We start from the raw sequence: 24,546 nt of genomic DNA, 5'->3' as shown, positions 1-24,546 counted from the left end.
TTTTTTATTCACCTGAACTCATGAGCGCTCTACACATTATGCGTAATGCCAGTATGCACCAACTCAAAATTGCAACGGTCTTGTTGTGCGCCATTTCCGGCGCCACGACCAGTAGTGTCTGGGCGCAACAGGCTGCGCCAGCGCCTGCAGCCAAGCCCGCTGCCGCTGCTCCAGCGCCGGTCAAGGGCTTCACTCCCCCCGCCTCGAGCAGTGGCCAGACCATCGACTCCATCGCCGTCGTCGTCAATGACGATGTGATCACGCGCAATGAAGTGGCGGCCCGTATCAAGAGCGTGGAGCAGCGCATGAAGGCGCAGAATATCCCGCTTCCCGACCCTGCCGACCTGCGCCGCCAATTGCTCGAGCGCATGATTGTCGAGCGCGCGCAAATGCAGCTGGCCAAGGAAATGGGCGTGCGCGTGGATGACCTGACCCTGGACCGCGCGATTGGCCGTATTGCTGAACAGCAAAAGATGACGGTGCAAGAGCTGCGCAACCAGATGGAAAAAGAAGGCACGCCGTTTGCGACCTTCCGCGAAGAAATCCGCGATGAAATCATCATGCAGCGCCTGCGCGAGCACGAAGTCGACGCCAAGATCCAGATTTCCGATTCCGAAGTGGATAACTTCCTGGAAGCGGAAAAAGCGGCAGCCAGCGAACAGGTGGAGATGAACCTGGCGCAAATTCTCGTGCGCATTCCGGAAAACTCCAGCCCCGAACAAATCGCCGCACGCCGCGCGCGCGCCGAAGAAGTCAGCCGCCAGCTGCGCACGGGCGCCGATTTCGCCAAGATGGCCGCCACCTATTCCGACGCCAGCGATGCGCTGAGCGGCGGTGATATCGGCTGGCGCCAGAGCGACCGCCTGCCGCCCCTGTTCACGGAACAGTTGCTGAAATTGAAGCCAGGCCAGATCACGCCTATCATCAAGAGCAACACGGGCTTCCATATCCTGAAGCTGGTGGACCGCCGTAGCGCTGCCGAGGCGCAAGCCGTGGCCGCCGTGCAGCAAACGCATGCCCGCCACATCCTGCTGAAAGTGACGCCGACCCTGTCGGCGGCCGAAGCCAAGCGCAAACTGCTGGAATTGAAAGAGCGTCTCGACAACAAGGCCGCCAAGTTCGAAGACCTGGCCCGTTTGTTCTCGAACGACGGTTCCGCGGCCAAGGGCGGCGACCTGGGCTGGCTGTATCCAGGCGACACCGTGCCGGAATTCGAAACGGCGATGAATGCGCTGAAACCGGGCGAGGTGAGCCAGCCGATCGAATCGAGCTTTGGCTTCCACCTGATCGAAGTGCTGGAACGCAAGAGCGACGACGTCTCGAAAGAGAAGCAGCGCGCCGCCGCACGCAATGCCTTGCGCGAACGCAAGCTGGAAGAAGCGACGGAAAACTGGGCGCGCGAAGTGCGCGACCGTGCTTACGTCGAATTCCGCGCGGACGACCAGTAATGCTGCTGATTCATTGCGCATGAGTAACTTGCCTGTTGCACGCCGCCCGGCCATCGCCATTACCTGTGGCGAACCGGCCGGTGTCGGCCCGGAAATCTCCATACGCGCAGCCTGGGCCATGCGCAATGAAGTCAACTGCATCTTGCTGGGCGACGCCGCTTTCCTGGCGCTGACGGCCAGCCTGATCGATCCGGAGATCCGCCTGGCGGCGCTGTCGCTGCAAGCCGTGCGCAACAGCGGCTTGCCCCAGTTCGGTCCCGGCCGCCTGGCCGTGATCGACATTCCCACTGTGAACAATGTCATCCCTGGCGTGCTGGACAAGGAAAATGGCCGCTCCGTGCTGGCCACCCTGGACGCGGCCGTGGAAGGTGTCCAGGCCGGCTGGTTTGGCGCCATGGTGACGGCGCCCTTGCAAAAGAGCACGATCAACGACGCGGGCGTGGCGTTTTCCGGCCATACGGAATACCTGGCAGAAAAAACCGGCACGCCGCAAGTGGTGATGATGCTGGCCGGCGAACCGGGTCACGGTGAGCCGACCCTGCGCGTTGCGCTGGCCACCACGCACCTGCCCTTGAAGGACGTGTCCACTGCCATCACGATGGACAGCCTGGCCGTCACCCTGGATATCATCCAGGCGGACCTGCAACAGAAATTCGGCATCGCCGCGCCGCGCATCCTGGTCACCGGCCTGAACCCGCACGCGGGCGAGGGTGGTTATCTGGGACGCGAGGAAATCGAGGTGATCGGCCCCGCGATTGCCGCGGCGCAAGCGCGCGGCATCGATGCGCGCGGACCGTACCCGGCCGACACCTTGTTCCAGCACAAGTACCTGGCCGATGCCGACTGCGTGCTGGCCATGTACCACGACCAGGGCTTGCCCGTGCTGAAATACGCGACCTTCGGGCGCGGCATCAATATCACCCTGGGCTTGCCGCTGATACGCACCTCGGTCGACCATGGCACGGCGCTGGACCTGGCCGCGCAAGGGCTGGGCCTGGCCGATTGCCACAGCATGGAGCAAGCGCTGCAAACGGCGCTCGACATGCTGCGCGCGAGTACCCCGACCAGAGCATAGAGCGCAGGTCGGGTTGGCCCGCACGGCCTAACCCGACGCTGCTTGCTCAACCGATCCCGCCGGCCTGTGCCGGCTTTACCGCATTGATAGAAAACACATTATGAAACACGTTGCCCGCAAACGCTTTGGCCAGAACTTCCTGCATGACCGCTTCGTCCTCGACGACATCACGGCCGCCATCGCGCCGCAGCCGGACGATGCCATGGTCGAGATCGGCCCCGGCCTGGGCGCCATGACGGAGCAGCTGCTGCGCCACCTGAAACAGATGCATGTGGTCGAGCTGGACCGCGACCTGATCGTGCGCCTGGAAAAGACCTTCAATCCAGCCAAGCTGACGATCCACTCGGGCGACGCGCTGAAATTCGATTTTGCGCAAATCCCCGTGCCGGCCGGCCAGAAGCTGCGCATCGTGGGCAACTTGCCATATAACATTTCCAGCCCGCTGCTGTTCCACCTGGCGGACTTCGCGCCGCTGGTAAAAGACCAGCATTTCATGCTGCAAAAGGAAGTCGTCGAACGCATGGTGGCCGAACCGGGCAGCAAGGCGTATGGCCGTTTGTCCGTGATGCTGCAATGGCGCTATGACATGTCCTTGCTGTTCATCGTGCCGCCGACGGCCTTCGATCCGCCGCCGAAAGTGGAATCGGCCATCGTGCGCATGATTCCCGTGGTCGAGCGCCTCGCCTGCGACCAGGCCACGCTGGAAGCCGTCGTCATGAAGGCGTTTTCGCAGCGCCGCAAGGTGATCCGCAATTGCCTGGCCGGCATGTTTACGGAAGAGCAGATCAAGGCGGCCGGCATCGACCCGACCCTGCGTCCGGAAACCGTGGGCCTGGAGCAGTATGTTGCCCTGGCGAACCTGCTGAAGGCGCCTGCTTGAGTTTTAACTTAAAACCACTGATCGACCTGCTGCAAATCCTGGCGCAACGCTGAAAAACAGTCGTCCACATGGTGGTTGCGGCTGATTTCATTGCGCCGCATCAAGGCGATCTTGCGCTTGCAGGTGGGCTGGCGCAGCGGCGCCACATGCAGATCCTCGTCGTTGAGGAAGGTCGTGTACAGGCTGGGCATGATGCCCACAGCGATGCCGGCGCGCACCACGCCGTACAGCGACTCGCTGTGGATCATCTGGTACAGGCTCGACGGGCTCAAGCCATGCTGGCGCAGGGCGCTCGAGGCGAATTCCCAGATGCTGCCCTTGGTAAACACGACGATTTCCTGGCCCGCCAGCTGTTCCCAGCGCACTTCCTTGAGCGGCGCCAGCGCATGGCGTCCCGCCGTCACCAGGACCAGCTCATCCTCGAACAAGCCCACGCTTTCCAGCGACACGGAACCGGGCACCTCGATGCCCACGCAAAAGTCCAGCTGGCCCGAATGCAGCGCATGCAGCAAGCCGTCGTTGGGCATGTCCGACAGGACGATTTCCACTTCATCGCCATGCTGCTCGCAGTAGCGCGCCACCACCACGGCCGTCATCGCCATGGCAGAGGGGATGGCGCCGATGCGGATACGGTGCCGGCCGCTGCCGATGGCGCGCTGGATATCGGCAAAAGTGTTGCTCGCCGTATTCAATAAATGCGTGGCGTAATCGAGCGCCAGCTTGCCTTCGCGCGTCAGTTCCAGCTGGTGGGTTGTGCGGTTAAACAACTTTTTTCCCAGCTGATTTTCCAGCAGCTTGATCGACGCGCTGAGGGCCGGCTGGGTCACGCACAATTCCTGTGCAGCCTTGCTGAAGCTGTTTACCCGGGCTAGGGTGGCAAACGCTTGCAAATGTCGTAAGGAAATCTTCTTGCTCAGTTCATGCATGAGTTTGCTTATTAGAAAAAATAATGGATTTATAAAAATAAACAAATTTTCTTATCCCGCAATTTACCATATTCTGGACTGGTCCTTACTTGCCTTGAAAGCAACAATCTTCAGGGAAAGAGCCTGGAATGCGGTGCCGGGACGTACGGCGGCGCGCCATGCAAGGGATGCATCAATAAAATAATTCCAAAAAAACTCAGGGTTTATTCTTTTTAGGGTGGCGGCGATGAACAAATGGATGACGGGAACGATGGTAGTGGGTGGCTTGCTGGCGGCGCAGGGCGCGGCGCAGGCGCAAAGCAGCGTGCAAGTGTACGGCTTGCTGTCGGCCGGTATCGGCTATGTCTCGGATGAGGGTAACGGCAGCCGCACGCATGCGCTGAGCGGCACGAACCAGAATCCCCGCATCGGTTTCCGCGGCCAGGAAGACCTGGGCGATGGCACCAAGGCCGTCTTCGTGCTGGAAAACGGTTTTAATGTGATGACGGGCACGGCGTCGCAAAGCGGCCGCCTGTTCGGCCGCCAGTCGTATGTGGGCTTGTCCAGCAACGACAAGGGCACCCTGACCCTGGGCCGTCAGTACGAAGCCGTCAAGGACCTGCTGGGCCCGGTAGTGATCGCCAGTAACGGCGTGCACATTGGCGACAACGACAATGGCTACAACAACCTGCGTGTGCAAAATGCCGTCAAGTATGTCAGCCCGAACATCAGCAACCTGTCGTTTACGGGTTTGTATGGCTTCAGCGAAAATCCGGCGGATTCCAACCGCAACCGCGTCTACAGCATGGGCGCCGGCTACAAGGTCGATGCCTTCAGCTGGGCCGTCGCCTACACCAAGATGGATCACCCGAACAGCCCGGACGCGCCGAATGGCGCCATCGGCAATGACTATGGCAGTTCCCTGTTGATCTTCAACAAGAGCGCCGTCAAGGGCGCCGGCGTGGATAGCCAGGCCATCGTCGGCACGGGAGGCTTTTATAATGTGGGCAGGACCAAGTTTGGCGCGCTGTACACCAACGTGCGCTACCACTACCTGGATCAAAGCAATCTGACCTTGCAAAACGTGGATCTGAACGTGAACCACAAGCTGACGGAAGCGCTGAACCTGGGCGCATCGTATTTCTATACCACCGGTAAATATGATGTGATCAACAAGACGCCGAAATGGCATCAGGTCAACTTCCAGGCCGATTACTTCCTGTCCAAGCGCACCGATGTCGCCGTCACCTGGAGCTACCAGAAAGCGGCCGGCGATGCGACGTTCGCCCGCGTGTTCGGTTTCGGTGCCTCTGCCGGCAAGACGCAAAGTGTCCTGATCGTCGGCATGCGACATTATTTCTGAGTCTGATTCATCTTTACAGGCGCTGTCCCGCAGCGCCGCCCCCTGAAAGGAAGCATCTTGAAAAAGCACCTCATGTTGGCGTTGAGCCTAGGCTTGCTGGCCAACGCCGCCCACGCGGAAAAACGCGAGCTGGTCATTTCGGCCTATCCGATTGCCCAGCCCTTGTTCATGAAGTATGTGTACGAGCCGTTCAAGGCCAAATGCGGTTGCGACATCAAGGTGGAAACGGGGAATAACGCGGACCGCATCGCCAAGCTGGTGGTACATGCCAAGAACCCGGTCATCGACCTGGTGCTGCTGTCCGATTCCGGCATGCTGGAAGCGGCGCAAAAGGGCGTGATCCAGCCCATGGATTACTCCAAGCTGAGCAATTACAAGGCCCTGTACGACGTGGCGAAAAACCCTATCGGCGGCAACTTCGCCGTCGGTTACACGCTGTACTCGGTGGGCCTGGTGTACCGCAGCGACAAGGTTGCCCCGCTGACGTCCTGGAAGGACCTGTGGCGCCCCGAACTGAAGGGCCGCGTGGCCTTCCCCGACGTGAGCACCACGCAGGGCCCCTTGATGCTGCGCATGGCCGACGCGGCCTGGGGCGGCAAGACGGACGACTACGCCACGGGCTTTGCGAAGATCGTCGGCATGAAGGGCAACGTCGTCACGTTCTCGAAGAACAGCGCGCAGCTGGCGGCATTGTTCGCGCAGGATGAAATCTGGGCCGCGCCCGTGGCGCGCTTTACCTGGTCGCAAATGCTCAAGACGGGGCTGCCCCTGAAATGGAGCATCCCGGCCGAAGGCCAGGCGGCCGGCATGAACGTGATGGGCATCGTCGCCGGTTCGAAGAATGCGGACCTGGCCTACCAGCTGATGGATTTCTGGCTGTCCAAGGAAGTGCAGACGCAGCTGGCGACCAATCTGGTCGACTCGCCCGTCAACAAGGATGTGCGCCTGTCCGTGGCCGCCGCGCAATTCAATACCTATGGCGCCGACCAGATCAGTTCGCTGAAATTCGTCAAGCCGGAAACCATCATCAAACAGCGCAGCAACTGGATGACGCAGTGGAACAAGGCCATGAGCAAATAGTGGTGACGAGGAGAAAACACCATGTTTGCTGATCCAAAAAAGCGCCTGGGACTGCTGCTGGTCCTGCCCGCGCTGATCTTTATCGTCGTCTGCTTCCTGCTGCCCGTGCTGGCCTTGCTGGTCGACGCCTTCCGCGTCGGCGACGGTATGCAGTGGGGTGTTGAGCGCTTCGTCGCATTCTTTTCGCAGGAATTCAACCGCACCATCTTCTGGCGCACCTTGCGCATCGCCGCGCTGGTGACCCTGGCGTCCATCATCCTCGGCTATCCGGCCGCGCAAGCCGTGGCGCGCGTGTCGCCCAAGTGGCGCGGGCTGGTGGTCGGCATGATGATCCTGCCGCTGATGGTCTCGCCGATCGCGCGTACCTATGCGTGGATCGTGCTGCTGGGCCGTAACGGCGCCCTCAACGCGGCGCTCGTCAACATGGGTTTCACGGACGAGCCGCTGCGCCTGCTGTTCAGCGAGTTCGCCGTGTTTGTCGGCCTGCTGCAACTGCTGCTGCCCTTGATGCTGATGTCGCTGGCGGGCGCGCTGGAAAACCTGCCGCGCGACGTGGAACCGGCCGCCGCCACCCTCGGCGCCAATCCATGGCAAGTGTTTTGCAAGGTCACCCTGCCGCTGACGCAGGAAGGCCTGGTCGTCGGCGGCACCCTGGTATTTACGGGCTGCGTGACGGCCTACGTGACGCCGGCCCTCCTGGGTGGCACCAAGGTGCTGATGCTGGAAACGCTGCTGTACCAGAAGGTCAGCGTGGAGAGCGATTTCGGCGCGGCCAACGTCATCGCCGTCATCCTCGTCTGCATGACCCTGCTGGTGAATGCCGGCCTTAAACGTATTTCCTCGAGCCGGAGTTCCGTATGAAAGAAAGCTTGTTTTCACGTGCCGTTTTATGGCTGGTGTTTTTGTTCCTGCTGGGGCCCTTCGCCATCGTCGTGCTGGCCGGCTTTTCCGGTGGCGAAACCTTGGCCTTCCCGCCCGAGTCGTATTCGCTGCGCTGGATCCTCGAAGTGTGGGCTGCGCCCGAGTTCCGCCGCGCCTTCCAGACCAGCCTGGAAATCGGCCTGATCGCCACCGTCATCGCCCTGTTGCTGGGCATACCCGTCGCGTATGCGTTTTCGCGCATGCCCCCGCCCGGCATCGGCGCCATCCGCCAGATCCTGACGTCGCCGCTGATCATTCCCGCCATCCTGGTCGGTTTGGGCTTGCTGCACCACCTGGTGCTGACGATCAATGCGCCCGTGTACGTGGGCCTGCTGATCGGCCATATCGCGTTGTTGATTCCGTACTCGGTGCGCGTCGTGTACGCCAGCCTGGTCAACCTGCGCGTGGATATCGAGGATGCCGCCATCACCCTGGGCGCGTCGCGCCTGCGCGCGTTCTTCATGATCGTGCTGCCGAATATCCGCAACGCCGTGATCGCCGCCTTCTTCCTCGCCTTCGTCACCTCGTTCAATCAGGTGCCCGTCTCGCTGTTCCTGACGGGCCCCGGCATCAGCACCTTGCCGATCGAGATGCTGGGCCATATGGAAAACAGTTTCGATCCGTCGATCGCTGCCCTGTCGACCTTGCTGGTCTTGTTCACCATGGCCTTCGTGATGGTGACCGAGAAGGTGCTGGGCATTTCTAAATACATGTAAGAGGCAACACACGATGAGTTATCTGGAACTGCACAAGCTGAACCTCGGCTACGCCAAGAACACGACGTCCGTGAAAGACCTGGACTTGCACGTCGAGCAGGGCGAGCTGATTTCCCTGCTGGGCCCCAGCGGCTGCGGCAAGACCACCACCATGCGCGCCATCGCCGGCCTGATGCCGCTGCAGTCGGGCCGCATCGTGCTCGACGGCCGCGAAATCGGCAAGCTGGCGCCGAACAAGCGCAATATCGGCATGGTCTTCCAGTCGTACGCGCTGTTCCCGCACCTGAACGTGTACGACAACATCGCCTTCGGCCTGCGCCTGCGCAAGGTGGCGCCGGCCCTGCTGAAAACGAAAGTGGAAGCCGTGATCGCCGCCGTGGGCCTGACGGGGTTCGAGACGCGCCTGCCGGCGCAGATGTCCGGCGGCCAGCAGCAGCGCGTGGCGCTGGCGCGCGCCATCGTCGTCGAACCGGCCCTGCTGCTGCTGGACGAGCCGTTGTCGAACCTGGACGCCAAGCTGCGCGTGCAGATGCGCGCCGAGCTGCGCCGCATCCAGCGCGAACTGGGCATCACCATGCTGTACGTGACGCATGACCAGGAAGAAGCGCTGGCCCTGTCCGACCGCATCGTCGTCATGAATGGCGGGCGCATCGAGCAGCTGGCCGCGCCGGAAGCCGTCTTCAATACGCCGTCGACGCGCTTCGTCGCCAACTTCATGGGCTTCGAAAACCTGTTCGACTACCGCGACGGCGCGCTGCACCACGCCGGCGCCAGCCTGCCGTACACGTCTCCCGTCGCTGCCGGCACCACGGTGCTGGGCTGGCGTCCGGACAAGGTGCGCGTCTGTGCCGCCGACGACACGGCAGGTAACTACCCTGGCACCGTGCTGGCACGCGGCTTCCTGGGCGACACCGTCGAATACCTGCTGCAAACGCCGCTGGGCCAGGTCAAGGGCATTTGCGCGGCCGGCGGCGCCGCCTGGCGCGAAGGCACGGCCGTCTCGTTCGTGCTGCCGTCCGACAGCGCCCTGTGGCTGGCTGCCTGATTTTTTAACCTGAGACCATCATGACCCAAGCCTTGAAAAAGATATGGCTCGACACCGACCCCGGTTTCGACGACTGGCTGACGATGTTGCTGCTGGGCAGCAATCCCGATATCGAGTGGCTGGGTGTGAGCGTGGTGGCCGGCAATGCGCCCGTCGACATCACCTACGACAATGCCTTGCGCATCAAGGCCCATGACGGCTTGACGGTGCCGATCTACCGCGGCTGCGAAGAACCGCTGGCCGGCGTCATCGAAACGGCGCAGCGCATCCTCGGCGACAGCGGCATGCCGACCACGGGCGACATCCTGCCGCCCGGCGCCGCCAGCGATGCGGCGGGCCATGCCGTCGACGCGCTGATCGCCGCCGTGCGCAAGCATCCTGGCCAGATCACCATCATGGCGATCGCGCCGATGACGAACCTGGCCACGGCCTTGACGCGCGCGCCCGATATCGCCGAGAAAATCGTCGAGATCATCCTCATGGGCGGCTCGACCGACCAGGGCAACCATACGGCGGCGGCCGAATTCAATATCTATGCGGACCCGGAAGCGGCCGCCCAAGTGTTCAAGGCCGGCATCCCGCTGCGCATGTTCGGCTTGAACCTGTGCCGCCAGCTCCTGGTGACGAATGCGGAAGTGGAACGCCTGCGCGCCATCGGCACGCCGCGCGCGCAGCGTCTGGCCGGCTACCTGGAAGCGTATGTGCGCATCCGGAGCAGCGACGGTTCCGTGCCCATGCCCATGTACGATCCCGTGGTGGCCCTGTACCTGGAAGCGCCGCAGCTGTTCCAGTTCCAGCCGGCTCACGTGGCCATCGAATTGACGGGCGAACTGACGCGCGGCATGACGGTGTGCGAATTCCGCGTGCCGCGCCGCGCCGCCATCAACACGCAGGTGGCGATGCTGGCCGATGGCCCGGCCGCCATCGAGCGCCTGATGCGCCGCCTGGCCGCCATTCTCGTCTGACCCACTTCACTACGAAACGAGCTTCATGTCTAATTCCTCCCTGAGCATCGAACAGTTTTTACGCGCCATGCCGAAAGTGGAGCTGCATTGCCACCTGTTCGGCACGGTGCGCCAGGCCACTTTTCGCGCGCTGGCCGCCAAGACGGGCAATGTCGTCACCCCCGAGGAAATCGACGCGTTTTACACGCGCGGCGACAAGCCCGTCGGCGTGCTGCGCGTGTTGCGCGCGCTCGACGCGCACCTGATCGTCTCGCCGACGGACCTGTATTGCCTCGCCTACGAATACCTGGAAGACGTGCATGGCCATGGCGTGCGCTACGCGGAGTTCTTCTGGAATCCGACCGGCACCGTGCGCGTCTCGGGCATCCGCTACGAGTCGGCGCAAGACGCCATCGTGGCCGCCATCCGCGACGCGCAGCGCGATTTCGGCGTGATTGGCCGCTTGATCCCCAGCATCGACCGTGAAGCGGCTCCCGCCGAAGCCGTGCAGATGGTGGAATGGATGAAGGCCTACCGCGCGCCGGAAGTGATCGGCATCGGCATCGACTACCGCGAAAACGACCGTCCGCCCGAACTGTTCATCGAAGCCTACCGCGCCGCGCGCGAGGCCGGTTTCAAGTGCACGGCCCACGCGGGCGAATTCGGCATGCCGTGGATGAACGTGGCGACGGCGATAGACGAATTGCAGGTGGACCGGGTCGACCATGGTTACACGATCGTCGACAACCCGGAGCTGGCGCAGCGCTGCGTGGAGCGGGGCCTGGTGTTCACCGTCGTGCCCACCAATTCGTATTACCTGCGCACCCTGGCGCCCGAACGCTGGGCGCTCGATCACCCGATCCGCGCCATGGCCAAGCTGGGCCTGAAACTGCATCCGAATACGGACGATCCGACCCTGCACCACGTGACGCCGACAGGCGCCTGGATGATGATGCGCGAATTCGGCTTCGGCCTCGACGACATGCGCGGCTTCATGTTGAATGGCCTCGACGCGGCCTGGATAGACGAGTCCACGCGGCGCGACTGGCGCGCGGAATTTACGCGCGCATTCGACGCGCTGCGGGCAAGAGTCGTCGAGTAAATCAGGCCGATGCCGGTGGTGGGGCCAGCAGCGACGGAAACGCCCGCTGCGGGCAGCTTTGGCGCTCGCACACCTTGCAGCCCGTGCCGATGGGCGTGGCGCTGGAAGGGTCGTGCAGATCGAGTCCCTTCGAATAGATCAAGCGGTGCGCCTGCGAGATGTCGCAGCCCAGCGCCACGGCAAACGTCTTGCCCGGCGCGCGGAAGCCGGGCGACGCCGTGCTCACCTGGCGCGCGATCCACAGATAGGTGCAGCCGTCGGGCATGCTGGCCACTTGCGTGAGCACCTGGCCCGGATGGCTGAAGGCGTCGTACACGATCCACAGGGGGCAGGTGCCGCCCACCCGTGAAAAGTGAAAATCCGTGGCCGACTGGCGCTTCGAGACATTGCCCGCGCGGTCGACGCGCACGAAAAAGAAGGGCAGCCCCGCCGCATCGGGGCGCTGCATGGTGCTCAAACGGTGGCATACGGCTTCGAAGCCCACGCCGAACTGGTGCGCCAGGCGCTCGATATCGTAGGCGCGCGTTTCCGCCGCCTGTAAAAAACGCTGGTAGGGCATCAAGAGGGCGCCCGCGAAATAATTGGAGAAGGCCAGGCGCGCGCCCGTTTGCGCGGCCGCGCCGGACAATCCCGCCGCCAGCACCAGGGCATCGATCAGGTCGCTGTGCTCGAGCAGGCTGATTTGCGCCGCCATCTGGAAGGCGCGCTGGCCGCCCGTCAGGGTGTCGGGCAGAAACAGGATGTGTTGTTGTGCATCAAAGCGGTGCTTGCGCACCATGCCCGCGTCGCCATCGGACAGCCGCACCTGGATGCCGTGGCGCTCCAGCAGCCGGCTTTGCAGCGCGTCGAGCGTGCGCAGGGCCGGATCGAGTTCGCCCGCCACCCGTTCGGCCGCCCGGTCCAGCTCATCGATATAGTTTTGCCGCCGGTTCAGGTATTCGCGCACTTCCTCGTCCGTGGAGGGCGCCGCCGAGCTGGCGCCGCGGCTGCCGTCGTCGAGCCGTGCGGCCAAGGTATCGGCCCGTTCCGCCATCACGCGGTAGCGCCGCTGCAAGAGCAAAATCGAGCGTGCCAGTTCCGGCATGTTTTCCACCAGCATTTTCAATTCCGCCATCGAGGTGGGCGGCGCGTCGGGCAATTCGCCGAACACGTCGCGCACGTCGGCCACCAGGCTGGCGCTGTCGTGTTCGGAAAAGATTTGCGGATCGACACCGAGAACACTGCCGATGCGCAGCAGGATCGGCACCGTCAGCGGGCGCTGGTTGCGCTCCATCTGGTTCAGATAGCTGGGCGAGATGCCCAGGGCCTTGGCCAGCGCCACCTGCGTCATGCGCCGTTCCTCGCGCAGCCGCTGCAGGCGCACGCCCATGAAAACCTTTGCCATCGCGTTTCCTCTTCCCCGGTTTGTGGAGTCTGCAAATTTACAATCTTTGCAGATTAACAGATTCGTCTTTGCATTATCTCGCATTTTCACGCCTTGTTTGCAGGCTGGATTGTGCGAATAATGCAAACAGACCTATACCCCAACGAGGAGACACCGAGTGACCACGCAAACTGCAATTCCGACCGTTTCACTGTTGATCAACGGCGAATGGGTTGAATCCCGCACCACCGTCTGGCGCGACGTCGTCAACCCCGCCACGCAGGAAGTCCTGGCCAAGGTACCGTTCGCCACGCCCGATGAGGTCAACGCGGCCATCGCCTCGGCCCAGCGCGCCTTCAAAACCTGGCGCAAGACGCCGATCGGCGCCCGTGCCCGCATTTTCCTCAAGCTGCAGCAGCTGATCCGCGAAAACATGGCCGACCTGGCCGCCACCTTGACGATGGAACAGGGCAAGACCCTGCTCGACGCGGAAGGCGACGTGTTCCGCGGCCTGGAAGTGGTCGAGCATGCGGCCAATATCGGCACCCTGCAAATGGGCGAATATGCGCAAAACGTGGCCGGCGGCGTCGATACCTACAGCGTGATGCAGCCGCTGGGCGTGTGCGCCGGCATCACCCCGTTCAACTTTCCCGCCATGATCCCTCTGTGGATGTTCCCGATGGCGATTGCCTGCGGCAATACCTTCGTGCTGAAACCATCGGAGCAAGACCCGCTGGTGACGGAAAAACTCGTGCGCCTGGCCTTGCAGGCGGGCATTCCGGCCGGCGTGCTGAACGTCATTCACGGCGGCGAGGACGTCGTCAACGCCCTGTGCGACCATCCGGACATCAAGGCGATTTCCTTCGTCGGCTCGAGCAAGGTGGGCACGCATGTGTACCAGCGCGCCAGCCTGAACGGCAAGCGCGCGCAATGCATGATGGGCGCCAAGAACCACGCCGTCGTTTTGCCGGACGCAAATAAAGAACAGACCCTGAACCAGCTGCTGGGCGCCGGTTTCGGCGCGGCCGGCCAGCGTTGCATGGCCGCTTCCGTCGCCGTGCTGGTGGGCGAAGCGCGCGAATGGCTGCCGGAATTGTCCGCCAAGGCGCAAACCCTGACGGTGGGCGCCGGCAAGGACAACCCGGACCTGGGCCCTGTCATCTCGTGCGCGGCAAAAGAGCGCGTGCACAGCCTGGTTGCCAAGGGCATCGAGCAGGGCGCCGTGCTGACCCTCGATGGCCGCGACGTGAAGGTTGATGGCTATCCGAACGGCAACTTCGTCGGGCCGACGATCCTGTCCGGCGTGAAACCCGGCATGGTCGTGTATGACCAGGAAATTTTTGGCCCCGTCCTGATCGTCGTCGAAGTCGACACGCTCGATGAAGCGATTGCGCTGGTAAACGCGAATCCGAACGGCAATGGCACGGCCCTGTTCACGCAAAGCGGTGCCGCCGCGCGCTACTTCCAGGAAGAAATCGACGTGGGCCAGGTGGGCATCAACGTCCCCATTCCCGTGCCCGTGCCCCTGTTCAGCTTTACGGGTTCGCGCGGCTCCAAGCTAGGCGACCTGGGCCCGTTCGGCAAGCAGGTCGTGCTGTTCTACACGCAGACGCAGACGATCACCCAGCGCTGGTTCACGGATGCGGCCTCGGTGGGCAAGGTCAACACCACCATCAGCCTCAAGTAAGGAGCCGCCATGGACTTTGAATTGAGCGACGAACAGCGCGAGTTCCAGCAGGCGGCGCGCGCGTTTGCCGAAGGCGAACTGGCGCCGCACGCGGCCCACTGGGATGCGGAATCGATCTTCCCCGTGGAAACCATCGCCAAGGCGGGCGAGATGGGCTTTTGCGGCCTGTACACGCCGCAGCGCTGGGGCGGCCTGGGCTTGAGCCGTCAGGATGCGGCCATCGTCTTCGAGGAACTGGCCGGCGGCTGCACCTCGACCACGGCCTATATCACGATTCACAACATGGCCACCTGGATGCTGTCGCGCTGGGGGCAGGAAGCGCTGTGCGACGAGTGGGTGCCGGCCCTGGCCGCCGGCCAGAAGCTGGCCAGCTATTGCCTGACGGAACCGCAGTCCGGTTCGGATGCGGCATCGTTGCGCACGAAAGCCGTCAAGGACGGTGATTTCTACGTGTTGGACGGTACGAAAGCGTTTATCTCGGGCGCGGGCCAGACGGATATGCTGATCGTCATGGCGCGCACGGGCGGCGAGGGCGCGGCCGGTATTTCCGCCTTTGCCGTGCCGGCGAATTTGCCCGGCATCGTGTATGGCAAGAAAGAAGAAAAGATGGGCTGGAACAGCCAGCCCACGCGCATCATCAGCTTTGACCAGGTGAAAGTGCCTGTCGGTAACTTGCTGGGCGCGGAAGGCGAAGGCTTTGCCATCGCCATGAAGGGCATCGACGGCGGGCGCATCAATATCGCCGTGTGCTCGGTGGGCACGGCGCAGGCGGCCCTCACGCGCGCGCAAGCGTACATGAAGGAGCGCACGCAGTTCGGCCGGGAGCTGGCCCAGTTCCAGGCCTTGCAGTTCAAGCTGGCCGACATGCTGACGGAGCTGGTGGCGGCGCGCCAGATGGTGCGCCTGGCTGCCTGGAAACTGGACCAGGAAAGTCCGGACGCGACGGCATATTGCGCCATGGCAAAGCGTTTCGCCACGGATGTGGGTTTCAATGTGGCCAACGATGCGCTGCAGTTGCACGGCGGCTACGGCTACATCCGCGAATACCCGCTCGAGCGCCACGTGCGCGACACGCGGGTACACCAGATCCTGGAAGGGACAAATGAAATCATGCGCCTGATCGTCGCGCGAGCGATTCTGAAAGACGGCGCCACGGAGACCTTACGATGACTAAAGTGTATACCAACCTGCTGCTGGAACGCCGTGGCCACACGGCCCTGGTGACCCTCGACAACCCGCCTGCCCATACGTGGACCCTGGCCAGCCTGCACGCCCTGAAGGAGCTGGTGGCCGACCTGAATGCGGACGCCGACGTGTACGCGCTCGTGATCACGGGCGGCGGCGCGAAGTTCTTCTCGGCCGGCGCCGATCTGAAGGTGTTTGCTGACGGAAACAAAGACACGGCGTTCGCCATGGCCGCCGCGTTTGGCGAGGCGTTCGAGGCGCTGTCCGCGTTTCGCGGCGTCAGCATCGCCGCCATCAATGGCTATGCCATGGGCGGCGGGCTCGAATGCGCGCTCGCCTGCGACATCCGCATCGCCGAGGAGCATGCACAGATGGCCTTGCCGGAAGCCTCGGTCGGCCTGCTGCCGTGCGCGGGCGGCACGCAGCACTTGCCGTGGCTGGTGGGCGAAGGCTGGGCCAAGCGCATGATTTTATGTGGCGAGAGAGTCGATGCGGACAAGGCCCTGGCCATCGGCCTCGTCGAGGAAGTTGTGCCAACCGGCAAGGCTGCCGCCACGGCGCTGGCACTGGCTGCCAAAGTGGCGCGCCAGAGCCCCAGCAGCGTGACGGCATGCAAGACCCTGATCCAGGGCGCGCGCAGCCATCCGCTGGTCGATTCCCTGCCCGACGAGCGCACCCTGTTCCTCGGCTTGTTCGATACGCAAGACCAGAAAGAGGGCGTGCAGGCCTTCCTGGAAAAACGTCCGGCGGAGTGGAAGAATGGTTGAGACTTTGCTTGAAACCGTGAAAATCGAGGAGCGCGACTGTCCCGGCGGCATGAAGCTGGGCGTCATCACGCTCGATGCGCCAAAGTCCTTGCACGCGCTGACCCTGGACATGATACGCGCCATCGACGGCGCCCTCGTGCGCTGGGCCGGTGATGCGCAGATTGCCTGCGTGGTGCTGCAATCGTCGACCGACAAGGCTTTTTGCGCGGGCGGCGACGTGCGCAGCCTGCGTTCGGCCGTGGCCGAGCAACCGGGTGTCGTGCCGAACCCGCAGGCGCTGGCCTTCTTTGCCGAGGAATACCGGCTCGACCACCGCATCCATACGTATGCGAAACCGCTGCTGGTGTGGGGCGGCGGCATCGTCATGGGGGGCGGCCTGGGCCTGATGGCGGGCGCCAGCCACCGCGTGGTGACGGAAAGCACGCGCATTGCCATGCCGGAAATCACGATCGGCCTGTTCCCCGACGTGGGCGGCAGCTGGTTCCTGGGCCGCATGCCGGGACGCAGCGGCCTGTTCCTGGGCTTGACGGGGGCGCCGCTGAACGCGGCCGACGCCCTGTTCGCGGGCCTGGGCGACTATTTCCTGCGCCAGGAAGAGCGCGCCATGGTGCTCGACGCGCTGGCGCTGGCGCAATGGCAAGCCAATCCGCAAGCGAACCACCAGCAGCTGAGCCGCTTGCTGCGCGGTTTCTCGGCCCCGGCGTCCATGCTGCCCGTCTCCGAAGTGCGCGCCAACTTCGACGCCATCGCCGCGCTGACGCAAGCGCCCACTCTGCCCGAAGTGGTGGCCGCCATTGCCGCCTATGCCGGCGACTCGGCCTGGCTGCAAAAGGCCGCCCACTCGCTCGACAAGGGCGCACCCAGCTCGGCCGCCCTGGTGTGGGCCATGCGCGAGCGCACGCGCCACATGAGTCTGGCGCAAGTGTTCCAGCTGGAACTGATCGTGGCCGTGCAATGCTGCGCCCATGCAGACTTCAGCGAAGGCGTGCGTGCCTTGCTGATCGACAAGGACAACGCGCCGCAGTGGCAACCGGCCAGCCTGGCCGACGTCAGCGCGGCGTATCTCGATGAATACTTTGCAGCGCCGTGGGATAACCATCCTTTGCGCGACCTGCATTAAAAGAACCACAGGAGATTTTTACTATGCAACATATCGCTTTCATCGGCCTGGGCAACATGGGCGCGCCGATGGCCCGCAACCTGGTCGCCGCCGGCTTCCACGTGTCCGTGTTCGACCTGGCGCCAGCGGCGGTGGCATCGCTGGTCGAGGCGGGCGCCACGGCGGCTGTGTCCGCCAGCGCGGCCGTGCAGACGGCCGACGCCGTCATCACCATGCTGCCGGCCAACAAGCACGTGCAGGAACTGTACCTGGCGGCCGGCGGCGTGCTCGACTCGGCCAAGCCCGGCGCCCTGTTCATCGATTGCAGCACCATCGCCGCCGACGTGGCGCGCCAGGTGGCGCAGGCGGCCAGCGAGCGGGGCTTTGCCATGATCGATGCGCCCGTCTCGGGCGGCACGGCGGGCGCGGCGGCCGGCACCCTGACCTTCATCGTCGGCGGCAGCGAAGCGGCTTTGCAGCAGGCCCGGCCCTTGCTGGAAAAGATGGGCAAGAACATCTTCCATGCGGGCGAGGCGGGCGCGGGCCAGGTAGCGAAGATTTGCAACAACATGCTGCTGGGCATTCTGATGGCGGGGACGGCCGAGGCGCTGAACCTGGGCGTGGCGCATGGACTCGATCCGAAAGTGTTGTCCGACATCATGGCCAAGAGTTCGGGACGCAACTGGACCCTGGAAGTGTATAACCCGTGGCCCGGCGTCATGGATGGCACGCCCGCGTCGCGCAATTACACGGGCGGCTTCGGTACGGCGCTGATGCTGAAGGACCTGGGCCTGGCGCAGCAGTCGGCCCTGTCTGCGAACGCGCCCACGCCCTTGGGCGGCCTGGTGCGCCAGTTGTACCAGATGCATGCGCAAGCCGGTTATGCGCAGCAGGATTTCTCCAGCATCGTGCAGATGCTGCAGCCGGGCTTGAATCAAGCCGCCTGAGGAATTTTTGGGCAAAAAAAAGCCCGCTGGTGAAAGCGGGCTAAATCCAATTCTTGGAAGAGTTGGAGGAGACAGATGCATTATGCTGCATTGCCACATATAACTCCAATTTATCTTTGGAATATCAACTATAGATTTCCATGATATCTCTTCCTGGCAGCCGCGCGGCGGCTGCCAGCGCCGCAGCGTTAGCCCGGATTGCAGGCGATCTTTACAGTCGTCACGTTCGCTTCGCCCATGACGCCGACGCCGGTGTCTCCTAACACTTCGCATTTCAATCCGGTCGGCTGGGTAAAGACGCTGATGCCATACGTATCGCCATCGGGAACACGCATTCCCATAGTGAAAGTCGTGCTGTCCTTGGCCACCGCGGTTTGCGCATTGCCGTAGATTAAGATCAGGCCGTCGGCCGTCAGGCCAGTCACCGTACCGCCTACCGTGTAGGTATTTTGCGTGCACATGACCGCTGCCTGGATGCTCAGGTAGTGACCGGCCGAACCGGTTCCGCCACTGACGGTGCAATTCATGTGCGCGGGCTGGGTCTGCACGGTGATGTTGTAGTCGGTGCCATAGTCGATGCGCTTGGCAAAGGTAAACGAGGTCTGGCCCGCGTTGATCGGGAGATTGACGCCGCCGTTGGCCAGGACCAGGCCGTTGGTGTTCAAGTTGGTGATGGTGCCGCTGACATCATACGAGGCCTTGCCGCCGCAAGCAGCCAGTCCCAGGGTCAACAGCAGCGCGGCGAGAGGGCGCAGGCAGGATAACTTCATGTATTTCTCCAATCCAATATAGTGGTGACGAATCGCGTGGCTTACAGCGCCGTGCAGTTCAGTGCGGCGCCGGTCGTGGCGGCTGAACCCATGGTGCCGACGACATCGCGGCCGTTGGCGCTGGCAGAGCCCACGAACTTGCATGTCTGGCCCGTTGGATACGTCGCTATGGAAATGTTGTAAGCGATGCCGTCATTGACGTTCGGGAACGTATAGCTGGTGCTGCCTTTCAGCGGGCTGGTGGTGGTATTGCCGATGGCCAGGGTCAAGCCGTCGGCGGTCAAGCCCGTGATGGCGCCGCTCAGCGGATAGGAATTGGTCACGCAGCTCACGAAGGCCGTGGTCACGGTATAGCTCGATGCCTTGCCGGCGCCATTGGTAATCGTGCAGACGGCGCCATTTGGCTGTTGCGCGATGGTGATATCGTAGCGGTCATCGGTGCTGACCAGCTTGGTGAAAACAAAGGAAGTCTGGCCCGCGGAAACCGGCAAGCTTTCGCCATTATTCAGCAGAATCAGGCCATTTTTTGCCAGATTGGAGACTTGGCCGCTCAGATACAGGTTGCCGCCGCTGCCGCCGCAGGCCGCCAGTGTGACGGCGCAAGCCGCCGCCAGCATCGAGCGCAGGTACAAATTTTTCATACATTCTCCAAAACGAATTAGGTTGGGTAGCGCAACGCGGACGCTGGCGCCGCATTGGAATGGCGCCTATTTTAGTCTATCTGGCAAGCTCGATGATCTTGCCTTGTATCACCCTGTAACAATTTTTCGCCGGGAAGCGCTGGCCCGGCCCCATTTCACGGGGGCGCAGCCATGCTGGCGGCGGCGATCAATGCGACAATAGATGCAGGCTGCGCACTGTGGCGCGGCATCCACCGTGAGTCCCATGTCCCTTGCTCCTGTAAAACCTGCCGTGCCGCCCAAGGCTATCCTGTTCGACCTCGACGATACCTTGTGGCCCATCGCGCCCGTGATTGCCGCCGCCGAAACCCTGCTGCACGACTGGCTGGCCACGCATGCGCCCAAGGTGGCGCAGCAGTTTTCCATCGAGCTGCTGCGCCAGCACCGCCTGGCCATGCTGAACGAACAACCGCATTTCCATGGCAATCTGATCGAGTTGCGCCGCGCGGGCCTGCTGGCCGCCTTCGAGGCCGCTGGCGAGGATGCCGCCCTGGTCGACGGCGCCATCGCGCAGTTCCTGGCCGCGCGCCATCGCGTCCAGCCGTATGACGATGTCTTGCCAGGCCTGGCCTGGATGGGCCAGCGCATGCTGCTCGGCTCGATCTCGAATGGCAATGCGGACCTTGAAATTATCGGCCTGGCGCAGCATTTTAAGGTGTCGATTGCCGCCAGCGATTTCGGCGTGGCCAAGCCCGACGCCAGCATCTTCCTGGCCGCTTGCGCCGCGCTGGGCGTGGCGCCCCATGAGGCCGTGTATGTGGGCGACGATCTGTATTTCGATGTGACGGGAGCGCAAGGGGCGGGCATGCGTGCCGTGTGGATGAACCGCAAGGGCAGCGACGCCCACCTGGCCGCTGGCGTGCGGCCCGACGCCATCTGCGCCAACTTTGATGAATTGCTGCTGTGGCTGCAGGGGCAACTGGAAGATTGATCGCCGCCGGCCGGGCGAACGTGCATAATAGGCGCTGTTGATGCACGTTCGGCCGCTTTCGCTGCCGCTTGCTTAACAATATGCTTGTTTAAAGAATATTTGCTTACCTAAGACACCATGCAACTCGATACACGTGCCCAAACACTGCTGAAAGCCCTGGTCGAGCGATATATCGCCGACGGCCTGCCGGTCGGTTCGCGCGCCTTGTCGAAAATTTCCGGCCTCGACCTGTCGCCGGCCACGATCCGCAACATCATGGCCGACCTGGAAGAGCTCGGTTATGTGTCCAGTCCGCACACCTCGGCCGGACGCATCCCCACGCCGCGCGGCTACCGCATCTTTGTCGATACCTTGCTGACCGTCCGGCACCTGGACGAGCACATGGTGGAATCGCGCATGCGCCTGCAGACGCCGCAGCCGCAAAAAACCATCGCCAACGCGGCGCAGATGCTGTCGTCGCTGTCGCAATTCGCCGGCGTCGTGCTCAGCCCGCGCCGCGAATCCGTGTTCCAGCAAATCGAATTCCTGCGCCTGTCCGAAAAACGCATCCTGCTCGTCATCGTCGCCCCGGGCGGCGACGTGCAGAACCGTTTATTGCTGACGGAAGCCGACTATACGCCGGCGCAACTGGTGCAATCGGCTAACTATATCAACCAGAATTATGGCGGCCTGTCCTTCGACGCCGTGCGCGTGCGCCTGCAGGGCGAGCTGCGCCAGTTGCGCGACGACATGGGCAGTCTGATGCAGGCGGCCGTGGAAGCGGGCAGCGAAGCGATGGCCGACCATAGCGACGACATGGTGATTTCCGGCGAGCGCAACTTGCTCAGCGTGAGCGATCTGTCATCGAACATGCATTCGCTGCGCCAGATGTTCGACATGTTCGAGCAAAAGACGGGCTTGATGCAGTTGCTCGACGTGTCGAGCAAGGCGACGGGCGTGCAGATTTTTATCGGCGGCGAATCGAACCTGGTGCCGATGGATGAAATGAGCGTGGTGACGGCGCCGTATGAAGTCAACGGCACGATCGTGGGAACGTTGGGAGTGATCGGACCGACGCGCATGGCGTACGAGCGCGTGATTCCGATCGTTGATATTACGGCTAAATTACTGTCGAGCGCGCTCAGCCATCATTGATGCGGTTCAATGCTGCGCCGGCCGGCCCCTTGCGGGAGCGGCCGGCGTGGGTCAGGCTGTTTTGTGCGGGCAAGCTGTCTTGGTGCAGTTGCCGTAGATGGCCAGCGCGTGTTCGGCGATCTTGAAGCCGCGCTCTTCCGCCACTTTTTGCTGGCGGATTTCGATGTCTTCGTCGAAGAATTCTTCGACCCGGCCGCAATCGAGGCACACCAGGTGGTCGTGGTGGGAGCCTTCGTTGAGTTCGAAAATCGCCTTGCCGGTTTCAAAATGGTTGCGGTTGAGCAAGCCTGCCTGTTCGAATTGCGTCAGGACGCGGTAGACAGTTGCCAAGCCGACATCCATATTGTCGGCCAGCAGAATCTTGTAGACGTCTTCCGCGGTCAGGTGGCGTACCGGGCTACTCTGGAAGATATCGAGTATCTTCAGCCGTGGCAGGGTGGCTTTCAGGCCGCTTGCCTTGAGATCACTAGGATTGTTACTCATGTTTGTTGCTCGTATGTGGGTCAGGTGCTTTATCATATAGCGTTTTGTCGGGGAGTGCCAAAATATGCTTTTTTTTGGCGGGCCGGTCACTCCTGGCGTTTTGTTCATCCAATTGAGGTCATTTATGCGCGTAACACCGGCTGTATTGCCATCTCTCTGGCACCGTATTTCATTTCGAGCACCAGTCGTGGCAGGCATGGTGTGTGTCGCGCTGGCCATGTCCGGCTGCGCCAGCCGTGGCATCCTTGGCGAAAAGCCGGCAGCTGCTCAAAAAGAAGGCAAGGAACTGGTCCCCGAACAGGGCGCACAAACGACCACCATTACGCCGCTGCAAAAATTCATGTGGTTTTTCTCGCCCTACCGTCCTGACATTCAGCAAGGCAACTTTGTCTCCGAAGAGATGCTGGCCCAGTTGAAAGTAGGCATGACCCGCGACCAGGTGCGTTTCGTTCTCGGTACCTCGCTGCTGACCGATATCTTCCATGCCGACCGCTGGGATTATCCATTCCGCCTGGCCCGGGGCAGTGGCGAAACCACCAGCAGCCGCGTGGTCGTGTTCTTTGACAAAGAGGGCAAAGTGTCCCGTTTCGAAGGCGGCAACTTGCCGACGGAGAAAGAATACATCGACCGCATCGCCGGTCCGTCGCCCTTCGCCAAGGTTGCCAAGGCCGACGTGCCTGCTGCCGTCGTGCCGTCGCCCGTGGCGCCAAGCGCCGTGCCGGTACCGGCCGATGCCGCCCCTGCCATTCCTGTGAGCAAGCCTGACGTTGCACCTGCACCTGCCGCCGAGCCAGCGCCTGCGCCTGCCGCCGAACCCACCAAATAAGTTGCTGTAAGAGAATAAAATGACTGAACTGAAAATTGCCATCGCTGGCGCCAGCGGCCGCATGGGCCATATCCTGATCGAAGCGGTCAGTAACGCGCCCGACGCCGTTCTCGCGGGCGCCCTCGACCGCGCCGGTTCGCCGTCCGTCGGCCAGGATGCCGCGGCCTTCCTGGGCAAGCCTGCCGGCGTGCTGATCGCGTCCGACCTGGCCACCGGCCTGGCCGGCGCCGATTACCTGATCGACTTCACGCGCCCCGAAGGCACTTTGCAGCACCTGGCGTATTGCGCCGAGCACGGCATCAAGATGATCATCGGCACCACCGGTTTCGATGACGCGGGCAAGGCCGCCATTGCCGCCGCCGCCGAAAAGACGGCCATCATGTTCGCGCCGAACATGAGCGTGGGCGTGAATGTCACCATGAAGCTGCTGGAACTGGCCGCGAAAAGCCTGTCCGAAGGCTACGACATCGAAATCATTGAAGCGCACCACCGCTTCAAGGTCGATGCGCCGTCGGGCACGGCCCTGCAAATGGGCGAAGTGGTGGCCGGCGCCCTGGGCCGCGACCTGAAGGAATGCGCCGTGTACGGCCGCGAAGGCGTGACGGGCGAACGCGACCCGTCGACCATCGGCTTTGCCACCATCCGCGGCGGCGATATCGTGGGCGACCATACGGTGCTGTTTGCCGGCATCGGCGAACGCATCGAGATCAGCCACAAGTCGAGCAGCCGCGTCACCTATGCCCACGGCGCCCTGCGCGCCGCGCGTTTCCTGGCCGACAAGCCGACGGGCCTGTTCGACATGCAGGACGTGCTGTCGCTGAAGAACTGAGGAAGACCATGGCCACAGCCATCCTGAATGGAAAAGACATCACCGACGCAGCGAGTTTTCACGCGCAATGCGTGCAAGCCTTCGGTTTCCCCGAGTTCTATGGCAACAGCATGGATGCCTGGGTCGATTGCCTCAGCTACCTGCGCGACGATGAAAACATGACGCAGTTCCGTTTGAAACCGAACGAAGTGCTGGAAATCGTGGTGCAGGACGCTGACGCGATGAAGGCGCAAGTGCCTGATTTACTGGAAGAAATCACGTTTTGCATCGCCGGCATCAATGAACGCTATGAAGACTATGGCGAAAAGCCGGCGCTGAAATTGACGCTGAAGTAACGCTGAAGATATAAAAAAACGCCGGACAGTG

The 24,546-nt window shown here is 62.6% G+C and carries 25 protein-coding genes; 20 read left to right on the top strand and 5 right to left on the bottom strand.

Going from position 1 to position 24,546, the window contains the following annotated elements; translation table 11 throughout:
- Positions 1-53 precede the first annotated feature (53 nt).
- The 3 genes from ACQ4WQ_RS22610 to rsmA all read left to right on the top strand — a co-directional run bounded on the left by ACQ4WQ_RS22610 (position 54) and on the right by rsmA (position 3,403).
- Positions 54-1,448: a peptidylprolyl isomerase gene (locus ACQ4WQ_RS22610; RefSeq protein ID WP_232731233.1), complete on the top strand. Its 1,395-nt coding sequence runs from the start codon at positions 54-56 to the stop codon at positions 1,446-1,448.
- A gap of 19 nt (positions 1,449-1,467) precedes the next feature.
- The gene (gene pdxA / locus ACQ4WQ_RS22605) at positions 1,468-2,523 is read left to right on the top strand and encodes a 4-hydroxythreonine-4-phosphate dehydrogenase PdxA (RefSeq protein ID WP_436500149.1); all 1,056 of its coding nucleotides are present in this window, start codon (positions 1,468-1,470) and stop codon (positions 2,521-2,523) included.
- Between the two features lie 100 nt (positions 2,524-2,623).
- Complete coding sequence (rsmA, locus tag ACQ4WQ_RS22600; RefSeq protein ID WP_436500147.1) at positions 2,624-3,403, top strand: 16S rRNA (adenine(1518)-N(6)/adenine(1519)-N(6))-dimethyltransferase RsmA; 780 nt, start codon at positions 2,624-2,626, stop codon at positions 3,401-3,403.
- A gap of 8 nt (positions 3,404-3,411) precedes the next feature.
- Here rsmA and ACQ4WQ_RS22595 read toward each other — a convergent pair whose 3' ends face one another.
- Positions 3,412-4,329, bottom strand: coding sequence for a LysR family transcriptional regulator (locus ACQ4WQ_RS22595; protein WP_034778821.1), 918 nt, complete (start codon positions 4,327-4,329; stop codon positions 3,412-3,414).
- Between the two features lie 226 nt (positions 4,330-4,555).
- Here ACQ4WQ_RS22595 and ACQ4WQ_RS22590 point away from each other — a divergent pair, with 226 nt between their 5' ends.
- Genes ACQ4WQ_RS22590 through ACQ4WQ_RS22560 form a run of 7 tightly spaced genes read left to right on the top strand, consistent with a single transcriptional unit; the run spans position 4,556 to position 11,479 of the window.
- Positions 4,556-5,671: a porin gene (locus ACQ4WQ_RS22590; RefSeq protein WP_436500145.1), complete on the top strand. Its 1,116-nt coding sequence runs from the start codon at positions 4,556-4,558 to the stop codon at positions 5,669-5,671.
- A gap of 57 nt (positions 5,672-5,728) precedes the next feature.
- Positions 5,729-6,751: an ABC transporter substrate-binding protein gene (locus ACQ4WQ_RS22585; RefSeq protein ID WP_230501729.1), complete on the top strand. Its 1,023-nt coding sequence runs from the start codon at positions 5,729-5,731 to the stop codon at positions 6,749-6,751.
- A 21-nt stretch (positions 6,752-6,772) separates the two neighbouring features.
- Positions 6,773-7,612, top strand: coding sequence for an ABC transporter permease (locus ACQ4WQ_RS22580; protein ID WP_230501731.1), 840 nt, complete (start codon positions 6,773-6,775; stop codon positions 7,610-7,612).
- On the top strand, positions 7,609-8,388 hold the full coding sequence (locus tag ACQ4WQ_RS22575; protein WP_070290842.1) for an ABC transporter permease: 780 nt from the start codon (positions 7,609-7,611) through the stop codon (positions 8,386-8,388). The genes ACQ4WQ_RS22580 and ACQ4WQ_RS22575 overlap by 4 nt, the downstream gene beginning before the upstream one ends.
- 13 nt (positions 8,389-8,401) lie before the next feature.
- Positions 8,402-9,433 (top strand): ABC transporter ATP-binding protein, encoded by a 1,032-nt coding sequence (locus tag ACQ4WQ_RS22570; RefSeq protein ID WP_436500142.1) that lies wholly within the window; start codon positions 8,402-8,404, stop codon positions 9,431-9,433.
- A 20-nt stretch (positions 9,434-9,453) separates the two neighbouring features.
- Positions 9,454-10,398, top strand: coding sequence for a nucleoside hydrolase (locus ACQ4WQ_RS22565; protein ID WP_436500141.1), 945 nt, complete (start codon positions 9,454-9,456; stop codon positions 10,396-10,398).
- Positions 10,399-10,423: 25 nt separating this feature from the next.
- Positions 10,424-11,479: an adenosine deaminase family protein gene (locus tag ACQ4WQ_RS22560; protein ID WP_436500139.1), complete on the top strand. Its 1,056-nt coding sequence runs from the start codon at positions 10,424-10,426 to the stop codon at positions 11,477-11,479.
- 1 nt (position 11,480) lies between these two features.
- Here ACQ4WQ_RS22560 and ACQ4WQ_RS22555 read toward each other — a convergent pair whose 3' ends face one another.
- Positions 11,481-12,863 carry a short-chain fatty acyl-CoA regulator family protein gene (locus tag ACQ4WQ_RS22555; protein WP_326459815.1) on the bottom strand — a complete coding sequence of 461 codons (1,383 nt, stop codon included), beginning with the start codon at positions 12,861-12,863 and terminating at the stop codon, positions 11,481-11,483.
- A gap of 157 nt (positions 12,864-13,020) precedes the next feature.
- Between ACQ4WQ_RS22555 and ACQ4WQ_RS22550 the strand changes: the two genes are divergently transcribed.
- From ACQ4WQ_RS22550 to mmsB, 5 genes are read left to right on the top strand one after another with little or no spacing between them, the layout of a single operon-like run.
- Positions 13,021-14,529 carry a CoA-acylating methylmalonate-semialdehyde dehydrogenase gene (locus ACQ4WQ_RS22550; protein WP_436500136.1) on the top strand — a complete coding sequence of 503 codons (1,509 nt, stop codon included), beginning with the start codon at positions 13,021-13,023 and terminating at the stop codon, positions 14,527-14,529.
- 9 nt (positions 14,530-14,538) lie between these two features.
- Entirely contained in the window at positions 14,539-15,699 is a 1,161-nt protein-coding gene (locus tag ACQ4WQ_RS22545; protein WP_436500134.1) for an acyl-CoA dehydrogenase family protein, read from the top strand.
- Positions 15,696-16,481: an enoyl-CoA hydratase gene (locus tag ACQ4WQ_RS22540; protein ID WP_326459813.1), complete on the top strand. Its 786-nt coding sequence runs from the start codon at positions 15,696-15,698 to the stop codon at positions 16,479-16,481. Before ACQ4WQ_RS22545 ends, ACQ4WQ_RS22540 begins: the two co-directional genes overlap by 4 nt.
- Positions 16,474-17,601, top strand: a complete 1,128-nt coding sequence (locus tag ACQ4WQ_RS22535) for an enoyl-CoA hydratase/isomerase family protein (RefSeq protein ID WP_436500132.1) — start codon at positions 16,474-16,476, stop codon at positions 17,599-17,601. The genes ACQ4WQ_RS22540 and ACQ4WQ_RS22535 overlap by 8 nt, the downstream gene beginning before the upstream one ends.
- A gap of 23 nt (positions 17,602-17,624) precedes the next feature.
- Positions 17,625-18,527, top strand: a complete 903-nt coding sequence (gene mmsB / locus ACQ4WQ_RS22530) for a 3-hydroxyisobutyrate dehydrogenase (RefSeq protein ID WP_436500130.1) — start codon at positions 17,625-17,627, stop codon at positions 18,525-18,527.
- 188 nt (positions 18,528-18,715) lie between these two features.
- Here the strand turns inward: mmsB and ACQ4WQ_RS22525 are convergent, their stop codons facing one another.
- On the bottom strand, positions 18,716-19,297 hold the full coding sequence (locus ACQ4WQ_RS22525; protein ID WP_436500128.1) for a hypothetical protein: 582 nt from the start codon (positions 19,295-19,297) through the stop codon (positions 18,716-18,718).
- 41 nt (positions 19,298-19,338) lie between these two features.
- Entirely contained in the window at positions 19,339-19,938 is a 600-nt protein-coding gene (locus ACQ4WQ_RS22520) for a hypothetical protein (protein WP_436500126.1), read from the bottom strand.
- Between the two features lie 244 nt (positions 19,939-20,182).
- On the opposite strand from ACQ4WQ_RS22520, the gene ACQ4WQ_RS22515 reads away from it, so the two are divergent.
- Positions 20,183-20,908, top strand: coding sequence for an HAD family hydrolase (locus ACQ4WQ_RS22515; RefSeq protein ID WP_326459808.1), 726 nt, complete (start codon positions 20,183-20,185; stop codon positions 20,906-20,908).
- 117 nt (positions 20,909-21,025) lie between these two features.
- Complete coding sequence (hrcA, locus tag ACQ4WQ_RS22510) at positions 21,026-22,042, top strand: heat-inducible transcriptional repressor HrcA (RefSeq protein ID WP_436500123.1); 1,017 nt, start codon at positions 21,026-21,028, stop codon at positions 22,040-22,042.
- Positions 22,043-22,093: 51 nt separating this feature from the next.
- On the opposite strand, the gene fur is transcribed toward hrcA, so the two are convergent.
- Positions 22,094-22,525, bottom strand: coding sequence for a ferric iron uptake transcriptional regulator (gene fur, locus ACQ4WQ_RS22505; protein ID WP_219308375.1), 432 nt, complete (start codon positions 22,523-22,525; stop codon positions 22,094-22,096).
- Positions 22,526-22,721: 196 nt separating this feature from the next.
- On the opposite strand from fur, the gene ACQ4WQ_RS22500 reads away from it, so the two are divergent.
- Genes ACQ4WQ_RS22500 through ACQ4WQ_RS22490 form a run of 3 tightly spaced genes read left to right on the top strand, consistent with a single transcriptional unit; the run spans position 22,722 to position 24,515 of the window.
- Positions 22,722-23,351 carry an outer membrane protein assembly factor BamE gene (locus ACQ4WQ_RS22500; RefSeq protein ID WP_326459842.1) on the top strand — a complete coding sequence of 210 codons (630 nt, stop codon included), beginning with the start codon at positions 22,722-22,724 and terminating at the stop codon, positions 23,349-23,351.
- A gap of 19 nt (positions 23,352-23,370) precedes the next feature.
- Positions 23,371-24,180 carry a 4-hydroxy-tetrahydrodipicolinate reductase gene (gene dapB, locus ACQ4WQ_RS22495; protein WP_070281773.1) on the top strand — a complete coding sequence of 270 codons (810 nt, stop codon included), beginning with the start codon at positions 23,371-23,373 and terminating at the stop codon, positions 24,178-24,180.
- 8 nt (positions 24,181-24,188) lie between these two features.
- Positions 24,189-24,515 (top strand): barstar family protein, encoded by a 327-nt coding sequence (locus ACQ4WQ_RS22490; protein ID WP_436500121.1) that lies wholly within the window; start codon positions 24,189-24,191, stop codon positions 24,513-24,515.
- The last annotated feature ends 31 nt before the right edge of the window (positions 24,516-24,546 follow it).

The sequence above is a fragment of the Janthinobacterium goodfellowi genome, assembly GCF_051380695.1.
Lineage (GTDB): Bacteria > Pseudomonadota > Gammaproteobacteria > Burkholderiales > Burkholderiaceae_D > Janthinobacterium.
The sequence above is the reverse complement of the archived record's forward strand: the minus strand, read 5'-3'. Positions and strand labels throughout refer to the sequence as shown.